This window comes from Paenibacillus sp. GD4 (assembly GCF_030846225.1).
Taxonomy (GTDB): Bacteria; Bacillota; Bacilli; order Paenibacillales; family NBRC-103111; genus Paenibacillus_G; species Paenibacillus_G silviterrae.
On sequence record NZ_JAVCYK010000001.1, the window covers coordinates 656284 to 679421 of the forward strand.

Below are 23138 nucleotides of genomic sequence, written 5' to 3' on the forward strand. Positions count from 1 at the left end.
GGTATAGTCCATACGTTGCGAGGAACGCAGGTATGTATTTCCTTCCCATTCTACTATGAATCGCCCGGCAAACACAAATTTCCGAGGCATAAGCTAAACTCGCTGCTCTCCGCCAAAAGGTAAAAACCCGAGGCAATGCCTCGGGCTCTCGGTCACTAGCAAGATCGGGTTACCTGCTTCATTCGTTCAGGAATCAAGTCGTTGCCGACGAGATGCTCGTAGGATTCCCGCTTCACGACAACATCCGCTTGCCCGTCCTTGACGAAAACGACGGCCGGACGGCGAATCCGGTTATAATTGCTGGCCATCGCATAATTATAGGCTCCAGTACAGGCAACCGCAAGCAAATCGCCGGTTTGCACCTTCGGAAGCTCCACATCCCAGATGAGCATATCACCGGATTCGCAGCATTTGCCGGCTATCGAGACGACCTCCTCGCAAGAAGCTTCCGCGCGGTTCGCAAGCATCGCTTCATAACGCGCTTCGTAGAGCGCCGGACGCGGGTTATCCGTCATGCCGCCGTCTACAGAGACATATTTGCGAACGCCGGGAATGTCCTTATGCGTTCCCACGGTGTAAAGCGTCGTCCCGGAGTCCCCCACGATGCTGCGGCCCGGTTCTGTCCAAATTTCCGGCAGCGGGTACGCATGCTTGGTGAAGTGCTCCTTGATAGAGCCCGTAATCGCCGCTACATACTCGGCAACCGGCAGGGGGGTATCTCCCTCTACATAACGGATTCCGAAGCCTCCCCCGAGATTGATGACGGAGAAGGTAATGCCGAGCTCATCCCGAACTTTAACGGAGAAGGCAGCCACCTTATCGACCGCGAGTTTGAAGCCCTCGACCTCAAAAATTTGCGAGCCGATATGAGAATGGATGCCTAGCAGCTCCAAATGCGAAAGCCCGTGTGCCGTCTTCACAGCCTCATAAGCCGCTCCGTTGCCCATATCAAAGCCGAATTTGGAGTCGGTCTGCCCTGTCGAAATAAACTCGTGGGTGTGAGCCTCGACCCCTGGCGTCAGTCTAAGGAGCACCTTCACCACAACCCGCTTCTCCGCCGCAATGGCGTTCATCATATGAAGCTCTACCGTGTTGTCGACCACAAAACACCCGATTCCGGCATCAATCGCCATTTCAATCTCTTGGGGCGACTTGTTGTTTCCGTGAAAATGAATTCGTTCTACAGGAAACCCTGCCTGCATGGCGGTATAAAGCTCGCCGTCGGATACCACGTCCAGCGACATGCCCTCCTCTTCCACAATACGGCACATGGCCATTACACAGAACGCCTTGCTGGCATAAGCCACTTGAAATTTCAAACCGGAGGCGCGAAACGCCTCCATATATTCACGGCAGCGCTGCCGGATCAGAGCTTCATCCATAATATATAACGGTGTGCCGAACCTCTCAGCCAGCTCAACCGTGTCGCACCCGCCGATTTCCAGATGCCCGTTCGCGTTAATCGTACTCGTCCCATGTAGGTACATATGCTGTTCTCCTCTTCCCTCAAGACATTACTACTAAAGTACCATATGCCTCGGGAGATGACAACACCAAACCGGTTAGGTTTATTGCGGCTGCCGCGTTCGATCGTAAGGCTTTGTTAAGCTAAGTCTCGTCTTCTCGGACATAAACGGGCGACGGATGACAATATCAAACAGCGCTTTTGCATTAAACGGGATAAACGGCCAAAAATACGGCGAATTATAGGAACGCTGCAGTGTGAGCAGCACCACCCATAGCGTTGAGCCGATGACAAGCCCCGGAACCTTAAATATGGCTGTCGCCACCAGCAGCCCCAGCCGATACAGCCGGTTTGCAAGGCTGAGCTCGTAGCTTGGTGTCGCGAACGTGCCCACCGCGGCAACCGCCAAATACAGGATCACCTCTTTGACGAAAAATCCGGTCTCTACGGCCACATCTCCGATCAGAATGGCAGCTACGAGCCCCATTGCGGTTGCCAGCGGAGAGGGGGTATGCACAGCCGCCATCCGCATCAGGTCAATACCGAACTCCGCAATCAGGAACTGGCCTAACAGCGGGATTTTCGCATCCTTGGTCGGGCCTAGAAATTCAAGCCCAGCCGGCTTCAGCTCGGGAGATGTCACCATCAGCATCCATAACGGCAGCAGGAAGAGCGACATAAGAATACCTGCAAAACGCACCCATCTCAAATAAGTACCGACCATGGGGGTTTGGCGATATTCCTCCGCATGCTGCACATGATGGAAGAAGGACGTCGGCAAAATGATGACGGATGGGGACGTATCGACGAACACGGCGATGTGTCCCTCCAGCAGATGTACCGACAAAACGTCCGGACGCTCGGTGTAGCGAACCATTGGATACGGATTCCAGCTCTTCCCTACGATGGCCTCCTCCAGCTGCTTCTCTGCAAGCGGGATCCCATCTACCTTAATATCATCGATTTTTTTCCGGACCGCCTTGACCAGCTCCATATCGCATACATCCTGTATGTAAGCGATACATACGTTCGTTTTGGTCCGTTCGCCAACCTTGGTCATTTCCAGCTTCAGTCTGGGATCGCGTATTCGCCGGCGGACTAAGGTAACATTCGTCAGGAGCGTTTCCACGAAGCCGTCCCGGGATCCCCGTACGACGCGCTCCAGATCCGGCTCCTCCGTAGAACGGACAGGGAAATTTTTCGCATCCACAAGGAGCGCCTCTGTTTTCCCCTCGAAGAACAGTGCGGTGCCGCCCATTGCGACGTAATCAATCGCCTCGTTAAGGCTGCTTGTTTGGGACACCTGAACATGGGGAATGAGCGCCTGATCGAACAAAGCAAGCACATTGTGGTGATGCTTGATCTCCTGATTCGCGTAGGACAAGCGCTCCAGCACCATGGTCAAGACGTTGTCCTTTGCGAATCCGTTATAATAGAAAATTCCGGTGCGCTGCCCGCCGAATACCATTTCGCGGAACACGACGTCAAAGCTTTTGTTCAGCCCGACCTTCTCCTCTAATTCTCTCTTCAGTATCGCGAAATCCGAATAAATTGCATCCTCCGCTTTCAGCTTCTGCTCCCGTGTCGTTAAAATTTCGTCCGAGCGAGATTCGGGGCTGCTGCCTTGAGCTTCTTTTTTCGGCTTGGCTTCGATCTCTTGCGTAGCGGCTTGCGCTTCATGACCCGTTTCGGTGACTGGCCCTACTATGTTTCCTTCCTTGTCGATCGCAAGCTTCGGCAGCTCCTTATCCTTGGAGCTTTTCACCGGCTTCGCACGCCGAATGATTCTCATGCTGACAACCTTCCTTTCCTTTTATGTCCTTAGGTACCTGTCCTATTTTAAAATGTGCAGCCAATCGATCAGCGATCCGCAGACCTTGCCCAAAATCATCGCCATGAGCAGCCACAGCATGTAAGCGTGCAGCCCTACCCTCTTGGCCAAAATGGGGAGCACATTGATCACCTCGGTTAGCGCGGCGGCGAGCATCCCGACAAAGGCTCCTGCGAATATGCCGAACACTGCGGCGGCCATCGGAAAAAACCGGTACGACCACTGGAAAAAATCCGTTAATGTAAAAAACAGCGAGCCGGCTACCACCGCTCCCTCATAACGACGGATGTGCTTGTAGGAGCCGGTAATTTGTACCAGACGCGGAATGATATCGAGGACGACCAGAAAAGCTACCATCCCGCTTCCCACGGCAATTCCTCCGGCCAGCCCTATAAAAACCACGAGCAGATCGGACAAAAGCTCCATCGCATTCATGGCAACTCCTTCTTCTCGTGAAGCTTCGCATATTCTTCATTGATTACATAATCATTCACGCTCTCCTGGTACATATACATCTCTACCTCGAGGGGACTTGGCTCTTCATTGAATTTTTTCTGGAAAAGATGGTTGAAAAATAAAATCATCCCCAAGCCGATGCCGAAGGAGTACGGAATTTGCAGCAGCAGCGGATATTCCACCTCTCTGCCGGTGAGCAGCGCATAAATCCTGCGATGCACATGGGCCATGCTGACATCGGCATGAAAGTTCATGATCGCCAGACCCGAACCGACAAAAAGAAGGGTCCAAACGAGTACAATGATGATCAGCTTCGGCTTTTTCACTGTTTCCGTCACTTCAACAAGTACATGCGGCTCTCCGAAATGTTCGATTTGCAAATGCGGAAACGCCTGCTTTACCTTTTGTACAATCAGCATCATATCCAGAAGCACGCGGTTGCCTTCCTCCGGCTTCGGCCTGCAAAGCACCAGGTCCTTAAGCTGGGCTTCCTGCTCCGGTTCAGCCAGAAGCTGGGCCACATCCCCTAAGCGAATGACCTCCCCGCGGCGAATTTGCATTTTTTTGCGCAGACGAATGTATAACGTAGGATTGGAAGCGGTCTGCAACGGTAAGTCACTCCCTTCCTGCATTTACCCGTAGTATGGAAGACAATCCAGCAATCTAAACCGGCAGGAGATTGCCAAAAAATTCTCACTTTCCCTTTGCATAAACGGCTCTTTCCCATGGAATAGTAAGGACAAGCACAACATAAACCAAACGATGGAAGGTGACACTCATGGCTAAAGCAGCATTGATCTTGACAATCATCGGTGCCCTCAATTGGCTTCTCGTCGGGTTGTTCGAATGGGATTTGGTCGCTGCCTTGCTTGGCGGTGATTCCCACCGCGAATCCTCGGGACTCAGCCGAATCGTTTATACTTTGGTCGGAATTGCCGGCTTGATCAGCACCCGTTTCCTGGCAGTAGATACAGATCGACGTCGTACGAACGTTTAATGAAATACCGGAGTCTTTCCGCACGAAAAAAAGACCAGACAGCTTATTGAGCTATCTGGTCTTTTATCGATTGCAATATTTTTTTCTCCAAACGTGAAACCTGCACCTGCGATATGCCTAACCGATTGGCTACCTCCGATTGCGTCTGATCCCGGAAATAACGGAGATACACAATCAGCCGCTCCCTCTCGCTCAGCGCACCGATCGCTTCGTTCAGCGCCAGCTTCTCAAACCAGCGGTCTTGGGAGTCGTCGGAGATTTGATCCATCAGCGTAATGGGATCCCCGTCATTCTCAAAGACCGTCTCATGTATGGAAGACAGCGGCTTGTTGGCTTCCTGCGCAAAAACGACGTCCTCGGGAGTAATCTGCAGCTCCTCCGCCACTTCTTTAATCGTCGGCAAACGGCCCAATCTTTTGGAAAGCTCATCCTTCGTCTTCCGTATTTTGTTCGCCGTCTCTTTCAGGGAACGGCTGACCTTAAGGGTCCCGTCATCGCGCAGGAATCGCTGAATTTCCCCGATAATCATCGGCACGGCGTAGGTCGAGAACTTGACATCGTACGAAAGGTCGAACTTATCCACGGATTTGAGCAAGCCGATACAGCCGATCTGGAACAAATCCTCCGCCTCGTAGCCCCGGTTCAAAAAGCGCTGTACAACGGACCAGACGAGGCGTATGTTGGAGTTCACCAGCCGCTCCCGGGCCAGCGCATCCCCGGATTGGCTCAGTGCAATCAAACGCTTGACCTCGGTGTCGTCCAAATAGCTGTGTGAGGCATGCTTTAAGTCTACGTCCATAGCAACAGACCCCATTCCTGATCGGATTTCTCAGGATGGCAATCCCGCTTCGTTACCCATCCTTCTCGGTTTTCCATGCGACATTGCCCTCTAGTTAAACAAAGCTTTTTTCGATTCGATTCGCTTCTTCATCTTGATTCTGGTCCCAACGCCGGGTGCCGTGGTGACCTCCACCTCATCCATAAAATTTTCCATGATGGTGAAGCCCATGCCCGAACGCTCCAGCTCCGGCTTCGACGTGTAGAGCGGCTGCTTGGCCTGCTCCAGGTCCTCAATGCCCAAGCCTTGATCTTCCACGGTAATGTATACCGTATCATGCTCGATTTCGGCCGAGATGGTCACGATCCCGTCAGGACGGTTGTCGTAAGCATGAATAATCGAGTTGGTCACGGCCTCGGATACGACCGTTTTAATATCGGTCAGCTCATCCATCGTAGGGTCAAGCTGCGAAACGAATGCGGCAACGGTTACACGGGCGAACGATTCATTCTCCGAACGGCTCGCGAATTGCAGAGTCATAAAATTCCGCTCACTCATGATACGACCTCCAAACTGGTTAACGCTTGTCTTTCGTTATCCTGGATGGACAAAATTTTAAACAACCCTGACATCTCGAACAATCGATATACGGAAGGGTTTACATCGCATACGACCATTTTCCCGCCTTTGGCGGTAATTTGCTTATAACGTCCAAGAATGACCCCAAGACCGGAGCTATCCATGAATGACAGATGCTTCAGACTAAGGACGATGTGGGTGCAATCGCTGCGCAGCATCGCTTCCTCCATCCGCTGCTTGACGGTTTCGGCGGTATGATGATCAAGCTCACCTTTCAGCCGTACAATCAGTGCTCTTCGGTAATGTTCCAGTTCTATCTGCAGACTCAAGCTGCTCACTCCTTCCCCGTTGCTGCGGTACCGGCGATGATCCGCCCTTCGCAGTCAACCTTGTGCCCATTACTTTCTACGCCGGGATTTCCAAATCCTGCCCCCCGACAAAACTAGAAGAAAAGTGCTACAAAAAGAAGAAAAGCGACAACTTGTGCAGGGAGAAAAGGATACAAAAATCCCCGATGATGCTTTAGAAGCCTTGCCATCAACGGGGATTCTAGGATGCTAATCTAAGAAGAACAGCTTCTTCGTCGTCCGCTTCATGAGCGTCCACCAGCCGGCCTTCTGCACATCAACCGGCGATTCGATCGGGAACTCCTTCAATACTTGATCATCCTTGTACACTACGATCTTGCCAATGATTTGTCCTACCTGGATCGGTGCTTTCAGCTCCGGATCGATTTGAACCTCATGACGGATGCCGCTTGCCGCATCACCCTTTTTCAGCAAAATGCTGTAAGGGTGCTTTGCCGTCAGCTGCAGCATCGGCTGCTCGCCCTTGCTGATCTCGAAATCTCCCAGCACGTCGCCTGTCTTGTAGATCGGATGGTTCGTATATTGGGAGAAAGCATAATCGAACAGCTTGGTTACTTCGGCGTTGCGCGTCTTCGTATCCGGTTCGCCCATCACGACGGAAATGACGCGGAAATGATCCCGCTTGGCCGTGGCCGACAAGCAAAATTTCGCTTCGCTGGTGTACCCCGTCTTCAGGCCGTCTGCCCCTGTGTAGAAGCGAACCAATTTATTCGTATTCACCAGCCAGAACGGCTTGGCGGTATCTTTGCGGAGATAATCCTGATATTGTCCGGTAAACTGGGTAATTTCCTCGTGCTTCAGCAGCTCTTGAGACATGATGGCGATATCATACGCAGAGGATACATGCCCTTCGGCCGGAAGCCCATTGGTGTTCACGAAGTGCGTGTTCTTCATGCCGAGCTCTTTCGCCTTCTCGTTCATCATTTGAACGAAGCCTTGCTCGGAGCCGCCGATCTTCTCAGCCATCGCCACCGAAGCGTCGTTCCCCGAGGCCATCGCGATGCCCTTGAGCATATCGTGAACGGTCATTTCCTCGCCGGGCTCCAGGAAAATCTGAGAGCCTCCCATCGAAGCGGCATATTCACTGGTGCGGACCTTCTCGTCCATCTTGATTTTGCCTTGATCGAGCGCCTCCATGATCAGCAGCATCGTCATGATCTTGGTGATACTGGCAGGCGGCAGCTTCGCGTCCTTGTTCTTCTCGAAAATGACGGTTCCGGTGTCAGCGTCAATAATAACGGCGGAGGTTGCGTTCGGGGCCAAATCGACCGCTTGCGGCTCCGCTTTCTTCTCCTCCGCGAGCGCGGCTGGAATGGCAAGCATCAGCACCAACTGGATAACTAGCGCACATTTCCATACTCTGTTCCACATACCTGTTCTACCCCTCCTGATAATCGCAGCTTCATTCGTAATGATCAAACTGCTAATCATTGTTGACGATTTCCGTGGAAAATATTCCATAGACCGAGGGATTTAGGAAAAACAAAAAAAGCCTTTCCTAAGAAAGGCTGGAGAGGCTTAGTTATTTTCGCTCGACGCCGTGCTTAGTCACCACGGCGTACAGCAGCGGCTGCGCAGCCGGAGGCGTCTCCTGCAGCGTGATCGCCTGCAGCGCCTGCTGTCCGAAGCGCTCGGCAGCACTTGGATCGCTGCTGTTCAGGTGCAGCTCCAGCACCGGCTCACCCGCTGCGACCGGCTGCCCGACCCGTTTCAGCAGCCGAATTCCGACCGCAAGGTCAATGCGGTCCTCCTTCGTTGCTCGGCCGGCGCCGAGCAGCATCGCCGTAACGCCGAGCGCCTCGGCGTCAATGCGCCCCACGTACCCGCCTGCGGCTGCGGGTACGGGGATCACGAACGCCGCCTGCGGCAGGCGTTCGGGCTCGTCTACGACGCGCGCGTCCCCGCCTTGCGCGTCGATGAATTGGCGCAGCTTCGCGAGCGCTGCGCCTCTGTCCAGCAGCTCGCGCACTCGCTGCTGCGCTTCCGTGTACGTGCCGGCCTTGCCGCCCAGCTGCACCATGTGGGCAGCCAGCTCCAGGCACAGCTCGGTCAGCTCCCGCGGACCCCGGCCGCTCAGCGTATCGATTGCCTCGCGTACCTCCAGAGCATTACCGATCGACGGTCCCAGCGGCTCATCCATGTTCGTGATGAGCGCGATCGTCTCCCGTCCGACCTCGGTACCGATCGCAACCATCGCCTGGGCCAGCTCGATCGAAGCGTCAAGCGATTTCATGAAGGCACCCCGGCCGGTTTTCACGTCGAGTACGATCGCATCGGCGCCGGAAGCGATTTTCTTGCTCATGATGGAACTCGCGATGAGCGGAACCGATTCGACCGTAGCCGTTACATCGCGCAGGCCGTACAGCTTTTTATCCGCAGGCGTCATGTTGCCCGATTGTCCTACTACCGCAAGGCCGATATCGCGGACCTGGGAAAGAAACTGCTCCTTCGTCCGCTCCACCTGAAAGCCGGGAATGGCCTCCAGCTTATCGATGGTGCCGCCGGTATGTCCCAGTCCGCGGCCCGACATTTTCGCTACAGGCACTCCGGCCGCAGCCACCAGCGGCGCCAGCACCAGCGTCGTCGTGTCGCCTACGCCGCCGGTCGAGTGCTTATCCACCTTCACCCCGGGAATGGAGCTAAGATCGGCCTGCTCTCCGGAGCGTGCCATGGCCATCGTGAGGTCCGCCGTCTCCCTTGAGGTCATCCCTCGGAAGTATACGGCCATAGCCCACGCCGCCATTTGGTAATCCGGTATCGTTCCCGTCGAATACCCTTCAATGAGGTAATCGATCTCCGACTTCGTCAGCTCTTGCCCGTCCCGTTTCTTATGTATCAAATCCACTGTTCTCATGGCCATCACCTCATGATTATCCGATATATCCCGTATTATATGCCTCTCCCGGCAAAAAGAAAAGGAAGCCCGTCTGCCGCAGCTTCGCCGCAGCCTTCGAACTTCCCTTTTCCTTCGCTCTATTATTGCACGATGAGCTTCGTTACCATTTGAGCATGGCCTGGACCACACGGCAGCGCGCAAATCACTTCGTACGTGCCTGGCTTGTCGAAGGTCACTTCCATCGACTTGGTGTTGTTGTCGAGCTTCACGTTCAAGCCTTTGATTTCAACGGCGTGAAGACCTTCCTTGTTTTGCAGGGAAACGGTCATCTTCTCACCGGCTTTCACTGTGTATTCCGGCTTATCGAATTGGTAGTTCGACGCTACGAATTTCAGCGAAGGACCTGCTTGAGCCTGGTGTGCCGCTTCCTGCTGGCGTACCGAAATGTTCTGGAACAGAACGCCCGTGCCGAGCAGACAAGCAACGATGAATAGTGTAAACATAAGCCACTTTTGCATTGGTATTTCCCCCCTTACTGTTCACCCTGAAGGACGTATAGTCCTATTGTACATAATGAAAATAACTTTACACATGCCTTTTGTTGACGAACGCGTGAACACTTTGTGACAAAAATGTTCACAGAGGCAGCTTCATCCTAGGACATTTTAGCATAGATTTTCTAAAACGACAAAATCGCCGTCCCGCCTCTTCGCCGAAAATGAAAAACCGGCCATTACGGCCGGTCTTTATAAAATCTCTATGTAACTAATCCATACTTTCGGTGCATACATGATCTAATCTTCTTCAATGGCACATTTCTGCAAAAATACAATTTCCCCCCAAGATCTATATCAATATCAAGAAGTTTTCTGCGTTTATACAACATTCCAAGACCTAATTGCCTGTTTTCAGTCATCGTACTCGATCAAAGATGCCTATTCGCACAAATCTCTTACTGTACTTCACTTGCGATCGTCAATTTCTGCACTATAGCAGCTTTTTGCGTCCCTTGCCCGACACGTGACGGCCGGCATGACCGTTCGCAGAAGTGCATTCATGTCTTCTACCGGTCGCGATAATGAAAAACGTTAGCCCTCTGCTTGGCTTCTCTCTCGTTCATTCGTTGGATGTCTTCCGTAATTCTTGCACGGCAATTGGCACAAAGCTGGTGCTGCCGAATACGGCCTCCGCAAGAGCTGCAGGCATAAGTCAAATTCGGATGACTATACAGCGGCAGACGGCTCTCCTTGATAAAAGCGGTAAGCTGCGCTTCCGTAATTCCTGTAGCCTCTATCAGCTCTTCATTGGTAGCCTTACGATGATCCCGCAAATAAGAGTGGCAAGCATTCAACAAGTTGTCATGCGCTGCGGTGCAATCCTTGCACATATTTCTTATATTTTTCTGATACACCTTGCCGCATTTCGGACAGTGGGCTACCATCAGCATACTCAATAGAGGTCACTCCCTCACCTAAAATGTCTCGACATTCGAGGGGACTATAGGATTAGTTCTTTGTGACTAATTATAACATGGACCCTATTTCCAGTATAGATACATAGGCACAGAAAATACTAAATTCGTTTTTAGATTGTATGCACCTCGGAGGTGAATCGAATGGGAGACAAACAGCAGGGTCATGGCAACCAGAACACAACCACCCGCACAGAGGACAAAAGCTCTAAAAAGTCGAAGTAAACTTGAAAAGAAGGGAGCTTGATCCAGGATCACAGCTCCCTCTTCTTCTGCCTTCCATGTCTATAACAAGGAAATATCCCCAATTATTTCTATTCCTTCCGACCGGAAATTATAACTCCCAAAAAGAAAAGGCCGTCTCCCCCGATCATGTTACCCGTCCGGGAGAAATCAGCCTTCTAAGAACTACAAATTCACTTCGGAGACGAAACGTTTCACCAGCTCGATAAACACCGGCTTCGTCCGGTTCGCTACCGCCACCACCTGCTCGTGGGTCAGCGGCTCCAATTCCTCTCCGATCGCCATGTCCGTAATGCAGGATATACCCAGCACTCGCAAGCCGGCGTGACGCGCCGCGATCACCTCTCCGACCGTGGACATCCCTACCGCATCTCCGCCCAGCTTCGCCAGCATGGTGAGCTCTGCGGGAGGCAAGTAGTTCGGGCCGGTAATCCCGCTGTATACTCCCTCCTGCAAGCGAATCGCCTCGCCGCGTTCCTGTCCCATTTGCTCAGCAATCCTTTTGGCAACCGCACGGAACTCCCTGTTATATGCTTCGGACATATCCGGGAAGCGTACGCCCAGCTCAGGGTGATTGGGCCCGATTAGCGGGTTATCTCCCGTCATATTGAGATGATCGGAGATCAGCATCAAGTCTCCTGCCTTGAATGTACGGTTCATCCCCCCGGCCGCATTGGTGATGACAAGCGCCTGTACGCCGAGCTGCTTCATCACATAGATCGGGAAGACGACCTTCTTCATAGAATAGCCCTCATAATAATGGAATCGGCCCTGCATGACGATGACCTGCTTGCCGCCGAGAGCTCCAATCACAAACTGTCCGGCATGTCCTTCCACCGTGGACACCGGGAAGTGAGGCACTTCATCATAAGAAATGACGACGGGGTTCTCAACCTGCTCCGCCAAATCGCCGAGACCGGAGCCTAGCACCATCCCGATCGCCAGCTCTCTTCCTTGCGTCCGCTGACGAATCCAGTCGGAGGCTTCCTTAATTTGCTCTATGTATGTTTTTTCCATCGTATTCGCTCCTTGTATACACTGGCTTTGGAGAATCCCACCGTCACAGCTTCTCTATAATTCCAAGAACGAGCTTTAAAAATTTCGGCTTAACCCGTTCGGTCGTTTCCATTACCTCTTGGTGGGACAAGGGCTGATCCAATATCCCTGCAGCCATGTTGCTGATACAGGAGAAGCCCAGCACCTCGATGCCTGCATGCCTTGCCACAATCACCTCGGGCACCGTCGACATGCCTACCGCGTCGCCGCCCAGGGCGCGCAGCATGCGGATTTCGGCAGGCGTCTCATAGGTAGGACCTAGCAGACCGGTGTAAACTCCTTCCTGAAGCGTCAGGCCTTGGCTCTCGGCGACCTCTCTCGCCGTAACGCTCAGCCGCTTGCTGTACGCCTCCGACATATCCGGAAAACGGACGCCGAGCTCTGCGAAATTCGGACCGATCAACGGATTGCGGAATGTAAAATTGATATGGTCCTTAATCAGCATGAAGTCGCCCACTTCGTAAGAGGTGTTGATACCGCCGGCCGCATTGGTCACGATTAGCTTGCTGACGCCGAGCTGCTTCATGACCCGCACAGGAAACGAGACGGTGTCTCCGTCATAGCCTTCATACTGATGGAACCGGCCCTTCATGAGCAGCACGTGACGGCCCGCAATCGTACCGAGCAGCAGCTCCCCTGCGTGTCCTTCTACGGTAGACACCGGAAAATGCGGAATCCGGTCGTACTCGACCACGACGGCATTTTCAACCAGATCGGCAATGACGCCGAGACCCGAGCCGAGAATCAAGCCGATATCGGGCGTATGCGGATATAACCCTTGAATATAGGCTGCCGCTTCGCTGATTTTTTCAAGATATGTTTTGGTTTGCATTTGCAAGCTCCCCTCCTCTTTCCAACCTATGATTTCAACTCCGCCAAAAAGCTGACGCCGTTCCCGGTACCTGCAACGCCGAAGTTCTCCGCCACGGTCGCTCCTACATCGGCGAACGTCGAACGAATGCCTAGGGAGCTGTTCGCCTGCAGCTTCGGACTGTAGACGAGCAGGGGCACATATTCCCGAGTATGATCCGTCCCCGGATGCACCGGGTCATTGCCGTGGTCGGCTGTCAGGATGAGCAAATCGTCTTCGCCGATCTGTTCCATGATCGCTGGGAGCCATTCATCGAATTCCATTAGAGCCTTCGCGTACCCCTCCGGATCCCGCCGATGTCCGTATAAGGAATCAAAGTCCACGAGATTCGTGAACAGCAATCCTTCGAACCTGCCCTTCAGCTGCTCGATCGTCTTATGAATTCCGTCGAGATTGCTTTTGGTCGGCCATGCTGCCGTTACGCCTTCCCCATCGAAAATATCATTGATTTTCCCGACGGCGATTACGTCCTTGCCGGCCTCCTTCAGCTGATTCATAACGGTAGGCGCCGGAGGCTTCACCGCATAATCGTGACGATTCGGCGTTCTCTTGAAGGCGCCCGGCTGCCCGATATAAGGCCTTGCGATGACTCGGCCTACTACATAAGGCTCCACTAGCGTTAAGCGGCGCGCGATTTCACAAGCACGATAAAGCTCCTCCAGCGGGATAATTTCCTCATGGGCGGCAAGCTGGAACACACTGTCCGCTGAGGTATAGACGATCCAAGCACCGGTCTTCATTTGCTCTTCACCGAGTTCATCCAGAATCTCCGTACCCGAGGCCGGCTTATTGCCGATGACCTTCCTTCCTGTCTCCTGCTCAAACCGGGAAATCAGCTCAGCCGGAAACCCTTCGGGAAATACGTTGAAAGGGACGGTGACTTTGAGACCCATAATTTCCCAATGTCCTGTCATCGTATCCTTCCCGACCGATACCTCGGCCATCTTGCCGTAGTAAGCCAAAGGACTCTCCACCGCTTCCACCCGCTGCAGAGCCGCGATGTTGCCGAGGCCTAACCTTTGCAGATTAGGGAGTGACAACGTCGAAATGGTTTCGGCGATATGACCCAACGTATGAGAGCCGGCATCGCCGAACCGCTCCGCATCCGGCAGCTCTCCGATGCCTACACTATCCAGTACAATGACACCTATGCGTTTAAATTTCATGCGGCACCTCCCTAAAGATCTATACAAACCGATTCATGTAGTAGCATTGCTTCCAACCCTGCTCCCTCGTATTCGACGGAAGCTTATCTTATTATCGCAAAACGCCTCCGCCTTTGCAAAAACGCCCAAACAAAAAACCGCACAGCCGGTCGCTGAACGGTTTCGGGTCACATTTTGGCACGGGGATGGGTACGGTCATACACTTCCTTCATCTTGGAGCGCGTCACATGGGTATAAATCTGGGTCGTCGAAATGTCCGCATGGCCCAGCATCTCCTGAACAGCCCTTAAATCCGCTCCGTTTTCCAGCAAGTGAGTCGCGAAGGAATGCCGCAGCGTGTGCGGGGTAATTTCCTTCAGAATATTCGCTTCCATGGCATAACGCTTAATGATCTTCCAGAAGCCCTGGCGCGTAATTCGCGTACCCAAGTGGTTAATGAACAAGGCTTCCTCCGTCTTGGACTGCTTCAGCAGCTTCGGACGCATGGTTTCGATATAGGCGGTCAAAAAGTGGCTTGCCATCCGGCCGATCGGTACGATCCGTTCTTTCGAGCCTTTGCCGATGCACCGGATGAAGCCCATTCCCAGATTCACACTCTGCAAATCAAGCGAGATCAGCTCCGACACCCGAATGCCTGTCGCGTAAAGCAGCTCCAGCATCGCCTTATCCCGCATTCCGTTCGGCGAGGTCGTTTGGGGTGCCTCCAGCAGCGTCTCGACCTCCTGCACCGTCAGCACCTTCGGCAGCCGCTTCTCCAGCTTCGGCGTCTCCATGTGCAGCGACGGATCGTGGTCCAGCATTCGCTCCCGAACGAGAAACTGATAGAAGGCGCGAATCGAAACCATGCTTCTTGATAATGTAGCCGAGGCACGACCAAGCTGCTTCAGCTTCATCAGATAGTTGGAAATATGAACCTTGGTCGATTCCTTAAGGGAAGTGATACCCGCCTTCTCCAGAAAATTCAAATATTGTGTAATATCCCGTTCATAGGAGAAGAGTGTGTTTTGCGCCAGACCCCGTTCGACGGATAAGTAGTGTATAAAGGTTTGTAATTCGTTCTTCATGCTTGGCTGTTCCCCTTTACGTATGCGGCACCGTGCTCGCCATCGTCCGTGCTTCGACCTGATCCCAGCGAGTCAATGTTAACTATTTACTACAATTCAACACGAACACGCATTTTCCTGCTAGGACAAGCAAGCTTCTTCATTCCCCGATCCAATAAAATAATTTCAACCGCTCACGCATACTTGTGCTTTGCTGGAAGGAGATGTGATCCTCCGGATGAAATACCTTGACGGCACGCCCGAGCGGCTCCCGGTATTTCTGAGTCGGCTCGATCCAATTCGTCACGAGCACCAGGATGTGATATATCACGAAGGTAAACGCAGCAAACACAATGGCAAAGCGCAATCGATTCATCCATTTGCGTAAATGAAAGATCATAGCCTGTACCCTCCTGTTCCTAAGAGTAGACTATGATCCGATCGGGACAAATATGATTAGCTGATGGGAAGTAAAGAGTCTAGTCCCGTGTAAGGCATTCCCACGGCTTCCGCCACCGCGGGATACGTAACGTGCCCTTGATACGTATTGACGCCAAGACGCAAGGAAGGATTGCTGTATAGCGCCCGTGTTACGCCTTTATTAGCCAGCTCCTGCGCGTAGGAGATCGTCACATTCGTCAAGGCGAGCGTGGACGTCCTCGGCACGGCGCCGGGCATATTCGCTACAGCATAGTGGATCACACCGAACTTGACGTAAGTCGGCTCACTGTGAGTCGTTACCTTGTCGACCGTGGCGATCGAGCCCCCCTGATCCACGGCAACGTCAACGATGACGGCACCCGGCTTCATCGTCTTCACCATTTCCTCGGTGACCAGCTTCGGCGCCTTAGCCCCGGGAATCAGTACGGCTCCGATCAGGAGGTCCGCCTTTTGTACCGCTTGGGCAATGTTGTAGGGATTGGACATCAGGGTATGAACCCGTCCGTAGAAGACATCATCCAAATAACGGATGCGCTCCGCATTCCGTTCGATCACGACCACGTTGGCTCCGAGCCCGAACGCCATCTTCGCCGCATTCGTACCTACGATGCCCCCTCCGAGGATAATGACGTCCGCAGGCGGTACGCCGGGTACGCCTCCCAGAAGAATTCCCCTCCCTCCGTAAAACTTCTCGAGAAATTGGGCGCCGACCTGCACCGACATACGCCCGGCTACCTCGCTCATCGGTGTTAGCAGCGGGAGGCTTCCGTTCGGCATTTGAATCGTCTCGTAGGCGATTCCGGTTACCCTGCTCTTGACTAGAGCTTCCGTCAGCTTGGGCTCCGCCGCAAGATGAAGGTACGTAAACAACGTTAAACCTTCCCGGAAATATCCGTATTCCGCAGGCAGCGGCTCCTTTACCTTCATGATCATATCCGCCTGTCCCCATACCTCCGAGGCTTCCTGCAGAATGGTCGCCCCTTCACGTGCATAGTCCCCGTCCGAAAAGCCGCTGCCCGCTCCCGCTCCCGCCTCGATCACTACGGTGTGGCCATCCGCTGTCAGCATGGCCGTTCCCCCCGGGGTCAAGGCTACCCGGTTTTCGTTGTTCTTGATTTCCTTCGGCACTCCGATAATCATAATGGCAGTTTCCTCCTTAGGCATATATCCGTTGTTTCATTTTTGCCAACTTTCCCCGAATCTATTTCCGAATAGCAAAAAAACCTTCTGGCTTATGGAGCAAGTCCCAAGTCGAAGGTTTCCGGTTTAAGCTTTATGTTTATCGCTGCAGCGATGGCAGATGCCCTGGAAGTCTAACCGGTGATCCAGCACCTTAAATCCGAATTCACGTTCCAGGCGTTCCTCCAGCGGACCGAGCCAGTCTTCCATAATCTCATCCACTGCGCCGCATTGTACACAAATTAAATGATGATGGTGGTGATGATTGCTGTCATTGCGAAGGTCGTAGCGCGCTACGCCGTCGCCGAAATTCATCTTCTCCAGCACATGCAGCTCACTTAGCAATTCGAGCGTTCGATATACGGTGGCAAGTCCGATCTCAGGTGCCTTATCCTTCACCAGCATAAAGACATCCTCTGCGCTGAGGTGATCTTCCTCGTTCTCGAGGAGAACCCGGACGGTAGCCTCCCGCTGTGGCGTCAGCTTATAGCCTTGCGATTGCAGCTGCTGTTTAATCTTTTCAATGCGAGATTCCATGCCCCTCTCCCTCCGGGTGCTTACGTTACTATCGAGCAGGCGGCACGAATGGCACTAACAACCCGTGAGTGCCAGCATACCTTGCTTACATTATAGGTGGAGGGGGACGGGAAAGTCAATCAGTTTTCCTAAGCGTGCATCAGCCTGCCAGGCTCATCAGCATCGGCGTTACCCATTTCATCATCAACGGCGACACCTTCGCTTCGAAGTAAGCAACCCCGCAAAGCAGCACCCCGGAAGCAAGAATGGTCCCCGAGAATCGCATAAAGGGCTCATAAACTTTCCCTTGGCGTGCAATGAATCTGCTTTTGACCATATAGATGGAGAAAGCAATGGCCGTCACACTGCAAATGAGCAGCGCCGGGATAATGATCAGGTTCGGAGGCACGACGGATACAAGCGCAAACAGCAGGCCTGTCCAGGATAACTGTCCCACCAGGTAGGATACGGTGAACCCGACGAGCACTCCTTTCAAGAAATCCAAAATCAGAATCAACGGAAGCCCGATCACCGACATGCCCAGAACCCAGATGATGAGAATCCATTTGATATGCATGGCGAAGGTATCCTGGAACGATGCTCTGACATCCGTCCCGATGCTACCCTGCTCCACATTCGTGAAGAAATTGCTTAAATATCTCATAATTTCTTGTTTTTGCTCAAGAGACAGGGCATGAACCATCACGGCACCGAACACGACGCCCGTTACGAAGATCACACCGACAAATAAATAGAACGACATATGCTCCTTCCAGTAGCGCTGCAGCGCTCCATTACGCATCATGCTGCCAAGCCCCCCTTGTCCGATTACTACACCATATGAGAGGCTGTCCCGTTGTATGACGAAAAAAAAGCCTCACCCCCGGCAAATAGCACCGTGGTAAGGCTGAGGATCGGATTAAGCTTTCACCTTGCCGTAGCGGCCGCCGCCGCCCGTTTCCAACTGAAGCGTGCCTTCCCTGGCCGACAAGATATAGCGGGCTATGGATTCGCCTGCCGCCTCCTCCAAGGCTTCATAAGAGGCGCTGTGCAGCAGGTTCATTTCCGTGCCGAAGCGGCTCAGCAGCTTCTCGAACGTCTTCTTGCCAAGGCCGGGAATGTATTCCAGCGGCACTTGATAATGATATGGCGGACGGTAATCCGGCACGAAAGGCTCATTCCGGTCGGCGATGCTGAGAATTCGATCCATCACGCCCCGTACGATTTTCGTGCTGCCGCAGTACAGACACCGCTCCACGGCCGTCTCCGATTCGTCGAGAATGGAGCCGCAGCCGTCGCAGTATGTCCGATGATATTTGCCTAGACGCGGATTCAGCCCATAATTGGCCATCACGCCCCGGCCTTCTTCTCTTGCCAATGCTTTGCGCAGCTCGGTGAAGGTCGGTGCCGCCAATTGGAGAAGATTGTACTCCCGGCCGATCTTAGGAAGCGAATGGGCGTCGGAGTTCGTTAGAAACGTGTACCGATCAAGCTCGCTTACATAACCGGCCATTTCCGAGTCGGCGCTTAGGCCAAGCTCCACTGCCGCGATCCGGTCGAGGTCCAGAAGATGCTCCATTCGGGTCGAGCAGCTCCCATAAACGCTTTTGTGCGGAGTGAAAATATGCGCCGGAATCATGATGCCGCCCCGGTCGATGACTTCCTGCTGAAGCTCTCTTGCAGGGACATAAATTCTCTGTGAGCTAAGCTGAACATTTTTCATATGCTTGCGCAGCCAATCGGTGAAGGACTGCATATCGGCAAGAGAAGGAAAATACGCGTTCAAATGCGCGGTTCCCATTCCCGGGTCCCGAACTTCGATCTCGCAGCCTAGAATGATCGTCGACTGATGGTAGCGGACTCCTCCGCCCTCCAGCTCCTCCATTTCTCCCTTGTCGAGATAATGGAGCATTTCCTCCTGTACACCCGGCGAATGGCAGTCGATGATTCCTACGATATCCATCCCTTTCCGGTCCGCCGCTTCTCTAGCGATGTTATAAAAGGTGAGATTGCTCGCTGCGCTGATTTTTACCGCCAGTCCTGTCTCGGTGCGTCCAATGTGTATGTGCAGGTCTGCGTAATATCGGTTCATCATCAGATCGTTCCCGTCAGCTTATACAGCTGCCATGCATATACCGCCATGATCGTCTTGGCATCGCTGATGCGCTGCTCCCTGATATATTGCTGTGCTTGCTCAAGTGTGATCATCTCACACTCCAAGAACTCGTCCTCATCCGGATTCACCTGTCCCGCCTGCAGATCCTCGGCAAGGTAAAGATGGAGAATCTCGTCAGCGAAGCCGGGGGACGTATAGAACGAGCTGACATGGCGGATGGAGCCTGCCCGGTAGCCGGTCTCCTCCTCCAGCTCCCTCTTGGCTGCTTCTATCGGATCCTCTCCCGCATCGAGCTTGCCGGCCGGGATCTCAACCTGGCTTTTCTCCAGCGGCTTGCGATACTGCTCTACCACGATCATGCGATCCTCTACTAGAGCGATCACAGCCACGGCTCCGGGATGCTTCACGATTTCTCTTGTAGCTGTGCCTCCGTTCGGAAGCTGTACGGTATCTACCTGAAGGGAAATGATTTTCCCCTGAAATATGGGCTCGGTGCTGATCGTCACTTCTTCGAACTTCTTTGGGATCATGGAAGACATCGATGATTTCCCCTCTCTATGAAACCTTCTTTTTTCGTACACCAAATGATTATAGCATAATCCGTCTCGCTGCCGCATAAAGTGTAACAAATCCAATCTAGCAAACTATCAATTATCGGAGGATGATATCGATGAAATCATATACAGCAGTGAATCAAGTTCGTTTGGTAGGAAAAGCATGGGAGATTCGGCGCTATTTACAGATGGCGCTGCAGCGTCTGGAGGGAGACATGCTGCTGACCGATTTTCTCCATGAGCAAATCGGCTATCAGCAGGGAAATAGCCGGCCTCCGATCGGTGCGCAGGCTCTCCCTGCCTTAAGACCGCTTCCGGTTTTCGATAAGGGGAATGTGCTCGAATTCCCGGCTCGAGGCTCCCGTCCCGCCTTGCCTGTCAAGCAATCTGCCGGCCGCGTACTCCCTTTCCAGCGCAAGTAGCCCTTTTCACGCAAACAAAACGCCGGCCTCCGCATCAACGCGAGAGACCGGCGTTCTATGTTATTTTAATGGATTAGCCTTGTGCAACCTGCTGCACGATCGAGAGGACCACTTCGGTCGATTTCACCATATCGCTGATTTTGATCCGCTCCTGCGTCGTATGAATATCGATATACCCAATCGCCAGGTTGACGGTCGGGATGCCGAAGCCATTGAACATATTCGCGTCGCTGCCGCCTCCGGAATGGAAGGTGCGAGGTGTGCAGCCCGCCTTCTCCAAAGCTTGCATGGCAAGCTTAACGACAGGGGCCGTTTCATCGTACATATAAGCCGGGTAAATGACCTCGCTCTTAAACTCCACCTTCGCTCCGGCGTCTGCAGCCGTCTGCTCGCACGCCTGTTTCATGGCTTCCACCTGCGCATACATCTTCTCGTTCACGATGGATCGGGCTTCCGCCTCCAGCGTAACTCGATCGACTACGATGTTCGTAGCGCCCTCGACTCCGCCCGCGAAGCGGCCGATATTCGCCGTCGTTTCGTTGTCCACACGGCCCAGAGGCATCTTGGACACGGCTCGACTAGCGACGGTAATGGCACTGATCCCCGCCTCGGGATTCACTCCCGCGTGGGCCGAACGGCCCCAGAAGGTAATATGGATTTTCGCTTGGGTCGGTGCCGCTACGGCAATGTCACCGATGTCTCCGTTCGAGTCAAGCGCGTAGCCGAAATCGGCGTCCATCCACTTCGGGTCCATCGCTCTGGAGCCCTTAAGCCCGGCTTCTTCTCCCGCTGTGATTACGAACTGAATTTGTCCGTGCGGCAGGTTGTTTTCCTTCAGCACGCGGATCGCTTCCAGCATGGCGGCGATGCCCGCTTTATCATCCGCACCCAGGATGGTGGTGCCGTCACTGCGGATATAACCGTCGTCCCCGATCTGGGGCTTAATGCCGGCGCCTGGCGTAACGGTGTCCATGTGCGAGGTGAAAAACAGCTTCGGTACAGAAACGCCCTCCGTCGCAGGCAGCGTGAAGAACAGATTGTTCGAGCCGTGGCCCGTTCTCTCCGACGAATCATCCTCTTGCACGGTAAGCCCTAAGGAGGTAAACTTTTCTTTCAGAATACGGCTGATTTCCTGCTCCTTCGTCGTCTCGCTGTCGATTTGCACCAATTCCACAAATTCCGCTACCAATCGATTTTGCTGAATCATGTCTTTCCTCCAATGCAACTGTAGGTTAAAATATCATATAGTATTCCCATGAAGAGGAGTTGAAATTGATGCGTCGCAACAAACTGATGTTCAAGGTTGTCATTTATGTCATGATTGCTTCTATGCTTTTGTCCACTCTGGCCTTTACTCTGAACTTATTTTTGTAAGCTCACTCTAGTATAGCTTCGTCTCTTGATTGTATGCCTCAAGATTCTCCTTCACCCGCTGCAGGAATCGGCCGCAGATGACGCCGTCCAGGATCCGGTGATCGAGGGACAAGCACAGGTTGACCATGGATCGCACCGCGATCATGTCTTGAATCACAACCGGTCGTTTTACAATCGACTCGAACGTGAAGTTAACCGCCTGCGGATAATTAATAATCGGATACGAGAGGATCGAGCCGAACGAGCCCGTATTGTTCACCGTAAACGTTCCGCCTTGCATATCCTCCAGCGTCAGCTTGCCGGCACGGCCTCTTCGGGTTAAATCGTCGATTTCCCGGGCCAAACCGGCAATGTTTTTTTGGTCGGCCTTTTTGATAACGGGCGTAACGACCGAATCCTCGGTACCGACAACGAGCGATATGTTGATATCGCGTTTGACGATAATTTTATCGACGGCCCAGACGGAGTTAATGATCGGATAGTCCTTAATCGCATTAACGACCGCTTTAATGACGAAGGCGAGATAGGTCAGGTTGATGCCTTCCTTCCGCAAAAACTCGTCTTTCAGCTTGTTTCGCAGCATAACGAGATTCGTTACATCGACCTCGATCATGGTCCATGCATGCGGAATCTCGGATACGCTCTGGCGCATGCGAGTGGCAATCAGATTGCGGATCGGCGATACGTCCATCAAATACTCGCCTCGGCCCTCGAGAGGCTGCCCCGTTTTCTCCACATTCGGCACCGCCGGAGTTTGCGACATATGCAGTCCTGTGGAGCGGACCGGTACAGGCGGCGTATTCGGAATAAACACACCTGCGTCCGCCGCCGCTTCCGCGGCCGCTGTGTTCACAGCCTCTACGGAGACGCCGGCTGGCTGCTTCGCCGGTCCGGAGGCAACGTAGGCCTCTACGTCCTTACGGGTAATTCTGCCCTCAAAGCCGGTTCCCTGAACTTGATCAAGCGAGATCCCATGCTCCGAAGCCAGCCGCAGCACGGCCGGCGAATATCGCCCGCGCATGCCCCCGCTGTTGCCTACTGCCTCTACCGCGCCTGACGCAGGCGAAATCGCTGCTGCAGCCGCGTTGGAGGCTCCCGCCGCTTGCGGCTCCGCAATAAGGCAGATGGGAGCGCCGACCGCCGCCGTATCCCCATCTTTCACTAATAGCTCGATTAATGTTCCTTCAATCGGCGAAGGCATCTCCACGGTTACCTTGTCCGTTATCAATTCACATAACACATCGTATTGTTCAATATAATCGCCAGGCTGCTTCAACCATTTCCCGATGGTTGCCGACACGAGGCTTTCCGCCAAGTGCGGTACGTTTACCGCAGTCCCTTTACTCATTACCTTCCCCTCCAAGCTAGGCGAAGCC

At 53.3% G+C, this 23138-nt stretch carries 26 protein-coding genes; 3 read left to right on the plus strand and 23 right to left on the minus strand.

Translation table 11 applies throughout. From position 1 onward, the window contains the following. Positions 1-155 precede the first annotated feature (155 nt). From lysA to RAC89_RS03065, 4 genes are all read right to left on the minus strand, one after another. On the minus strand, positions 156-1487 hold the full coding sequence (gene lysA, locus RAC89_RS03050) for a diaminopimelate decarboxylase (RefSeq protein ID WP_306611666.1): 1332 nt from the start codon (positions 1485-1487) through the stop codon (positions 156-158). An 81-nt stretch (positions 1488-1568) separates the two neighbouring features. Continuing rightward, positions 1569-3257: a spore germination protein gene (locus RAC89_RS03055; protein WP_306611667.1), complete on the minus strand. Its 1689-nt coding sequence runs from the start codon at positions 3255-3257 to the stop codon at positions 1569-1571. A gap of 42 nt (positions 3258-3299) precedes the next feature. After that, on the minus strand, positions 3300-3722 hold the full coding sequence (locus tag RAC89_RS03060; RefSeq protein ID WP_284644898.1) for a stage V sporulation protein AB: 423 nt from the start codon (positions 3720-3722) through the stop codon (positions 3300-3302). Between the two features lie 5 nt (positions 3723-3727). Beyond that, positions 3728-4360 (minus strand): stage V sporulation protein AA, encoded by a 633-nt coding sequence (locus tag RAC89_RS03065; RefSeq protein WP_306611668.1) that lies wholly within the window; start codon positions 4358-4360, stop codon positions 3728-3730. Between the two features lie 170 nt (positions 4361-4530). Here RAC89_RS03065 and RAC89_RS03070 point away from each other — a divergent pair, with 170 nt between their 5' ends. Then, on the plus strand, positions 4531-4749 hold the full coding sequence (locus RAC89_RS03070; RefSeq protein WP_284640354.1) for a DUF378 domain-containing protein: 219 nt from the start codon (positions 4531-4533) through the stop codon (positions 4747-4749). A 43-nt stretch (positions 4750-4792) separates the two neighbouring features. Here the strand turns inward: RAC89_RS03070 and sigF are convergent, their stop codons facing one another. The 17 genes from sigF to RAC89_RS03155 all read right to left on the minus strand — a co-directional run bounded on the left by sigF (position 4793) and on the right by RAC89_RS03155 (position 19951). Next, positions 4793-5548: an RNA polymerase sporulation sigma factor SigF gene (gene sigF, locus RAC89_RS03075; RefSeq protein ID WP_284640356.1), complete on the minus strand. Its 756-nt coding sequence runs from the start codon at positions 5546-5548 to the stop codon at positions 4793-4795. 90 nt (positions 5549-5638) lie between these two features. Continuing rightward, the gene (gene spoIIAB / locus RAC89_RS03080) at positions 5639-6085 is read right to left on the minus strand and encodes an anti-sigma F factor (RefSeq protein ID WP_284640358.1); all 447 of its coding nucleotides are present in this window, start codon (positions 6083-6085) and stop codon (positions 5639-5641) included. Continuing rightward, the gene (gene spoIIAA / locus RAC89_RS03085) at positions 6082-6435 is read right to left on the minus strand and encodes an anti-sigma F factor antagonist (RefSeq protein ID WP_284640360.1); all 354 of its coding nucleotides are present in this window, start codon (positions 6433-6435) and stop codon (positions 6082-6084) included. The genes spoIIAB and spoIIAA overlap by 4 nt, the downstream gene beginning before the upstream one ends. Positions 6436-6663: 228 nt before the next feature. Beyond that, positions 6664-7845, minus strand: a complete 1182-nt coding sequence (locus RAC89_RS03090; protein ID WP_306611670.1) for a D-alanyl-D-alanine carboxypeptidase family protein — start codon at positions 7843-7845, stop codon at positions 6664-6666. Positions 7846-7996: 151 nt separating this feature from the next. Continuing rightward, complete coding sequence (locus RAC89_RS03095; protein WP_306611671.1) at positions 7997-9328, minus strand: pyrimidine-nucleoside phosphorylase; 1332 nt, start codon at positions 9326-9328, stop codon at positions 7997-7999. Positions 9329-9450: 122 nt separating this feature from the next. Next, on the minus strand, positions 9451-9828 hold the full coding sequence (locus RAC89_RS03100; protein WP_284640366.1) for a plastocyanin/azurin family copper-binding protein: 378 nt from the start codon (positions 9826-9828) through the stop codon (positions 9451-9453). A 545-nt stretch (positions 9829-10373) separates the two neighbouring features. Next, entirely contained in the window at positions 10374-10757 is a 384-nt protein-coding gene (locus RAC89_RS03105) for a flagellar protein (protein WP_306616030.1), read from the minus strand. A 432-nt stretch (positions 10758-11189) separates the two neighbouring features. Then, positions 11190-12041, minus strand: a complete 852-nt coding sequence (locus tag RAC89_RS03110; protein ID WP_306611673.1) for a purine-nucleoside phosphorylase — start codon at positions 12039-12041, stop codon at positions 11190-11192. Positions 12042-12084: 43 nt separating this feature from the next. Next, positions 12085-12912 carry a purine-nucleoside phosphorylase gene (locus RAC89_RS03115; RefSeq protein ID WP_306611675.1) on the minus strand — a complete coding sequence of 276 codons (828 nt, stop codon included), beginning with the start codon at positions 12910-12912 and terminating at the stop codon, positions 12085-12087. 26 nt (positions 12913-12938) lie between these two features. Then, positions 12939-14117 carry a phosphopentomutase gene (gene deoB / locus RAC89_RS03120; protein ID WP_306611677.1) on the minus strand — a complete coding sequence of 393 codons (1179 nt, stop codon included), beginning with the start codon at positions 14115-14117 and terminating at the stop codon, positions 12939-12941. Between the two features lie 167 nt (positions 14118-14284). Then, positions 14285-15181 (minus strand): site-specific tyrosine recombinase XerD, encoded by an 897-nt coding sequence (xerD, locus tag RAC89_RS03125; protein ID WP_306611678.1) that lies wholly within the window; start codon positions 15179-15181, stop codon positions 14285-14287. A 139-nt stretch (positions 15182-15320) separates the two neighbouring features. Beyond that, on the minus strand, positions 15321-15560 hold the full coding sequence (locus RAC89_RS03130) for a DUF4227 family protein (RefSeq protein WP_284640374.1): 240 nt from the start codon (positions 15558-15560) through the stop codon (positions 15321-15323). Positions 15561-15616: 56 nt separating this feature from the next. Next, positions 15617-16741 (minus strand): alanine dehydrogenase, encoded by a 1125-nt coding sequence (gene ald, locus RAC89_RS03135; protein ID WP_284640376.1) that lies wholly within the window; start codon positions 16739-16741, stop codon positions 15617-15619. Between the two features lie 126 nt (positions 16742-16867). Continuing rightward, entirely contained in the window at positions 16868-17317 is a 450-nt protein-coding gene (gene fur, locus RAC89_RS03140; RefSeq protein WP_284640378.1) for a ferric iron uptake transcriptional regulator, read from the minus strand. 139 nt (positions 17318-17456) lie between these two features. Further along, the gene (gene spoIIM, locus RAC89_RS03145) at positions 17457-18101 is read right to left on the minus strand and encodes a stage II sporulation protein M (protein WP_284640380.1); all 645 of its coding nucleotides are present in this window, start codon (positions 18099-18101) and stop codon (positions 17457-17459) included. 114 nt (positions 18102-18215) lie between these two features. Next, positions 18216-19391, minus strand: a complete 1176-nt coding sequence (locus tag RAC89_RS03150) for an endonuclease Q family protein (protein WP_306611680.1) — start codon at positions 19389-19391, stop codon at positions 18216-18218. Next, positions 19391-19951, minus strand: a complete 561-nt coding sequence (locus RAC89_RS03155; RefSeq protein ID WP_306611682.1) for an NUDIX domain-containing protein — start codon at positions 19949-19951, stop codon at positions 19391-19393. The genes RAC89_RS03150 and RAC89_RS03155 overlap by 1 nt, the downstream gene beginning before the upstream one ends. 131 nt (positions 19952-20082) lie before the next feature. Here RAC89_RS03155 and mciZ point away from each other — a divergent pair, with 131 nt between their 5' ends. Further along, on the plus strand, positions 20083-20388 hold the full coding sequence (mciZ, locus tag RAC89_RS03160) for a Z-ring formation inhibitor MciZ (RefSeq protein ID WP_306611683.1): 306 nt from the start codon (positions 20083-20085) through the stop codon (positions 20386-20388). A 73-nt stretch (positions 20389-20461) separates the two neighbouring features. On the opposite strand, the gene RAC89_RS03165 is transcribed toward mciZ, so the two are convergent. Beyond that, the gene (locus RAC89_RS03165) at positions 20462-21595 is read right to left on the minus strand and encodes a M20/M25/M40 family metallo-hydrolase (protein WP_306611685.1); all 1134 of its coding nucleotides are present in this window, start codon (positions 21593-21595) and stop codon (positions 20462-20464) included. A gap of 68 nt (positions 21596-21663) precedes the next feature. Here RAC89_RS03165 and prli42 point away from each other — a divergent pair, with 68 nt between their 5' ends. Beyond that, the gene (prli42, locus tag RAC89_RS03170; RefSeq protein ID WP_306611686.1) at positions 21664-21762 is read left to right on the plus strand and encodes a stressosome-associated protein Prli42; all 99 of its coding nucleotides are present in this window, start codon (positions 21664-21666) and stop codon (positions 21760-21762) included. Between the two features lie 7 nt (positions 21763-21769). Here the strand turns inward: prli42 and RAC89_RS03175 are convergent, their stop codons facing one another. Then, positions 21770-23110 carry a dihydrolipoamide acetyltransferase family protein gene (locus RAC89_RS03175; RefSeq protein WP_306611687.1) on the minus strand — a complete coding sequence of 447 codons (1341 nt, stop codon included), beginning with the start codon at positions 23108-23110 and terminating at the stop codon, positions 21770-21772. Positions 23111-23138 lie beyond the last annotated feature (28 nt).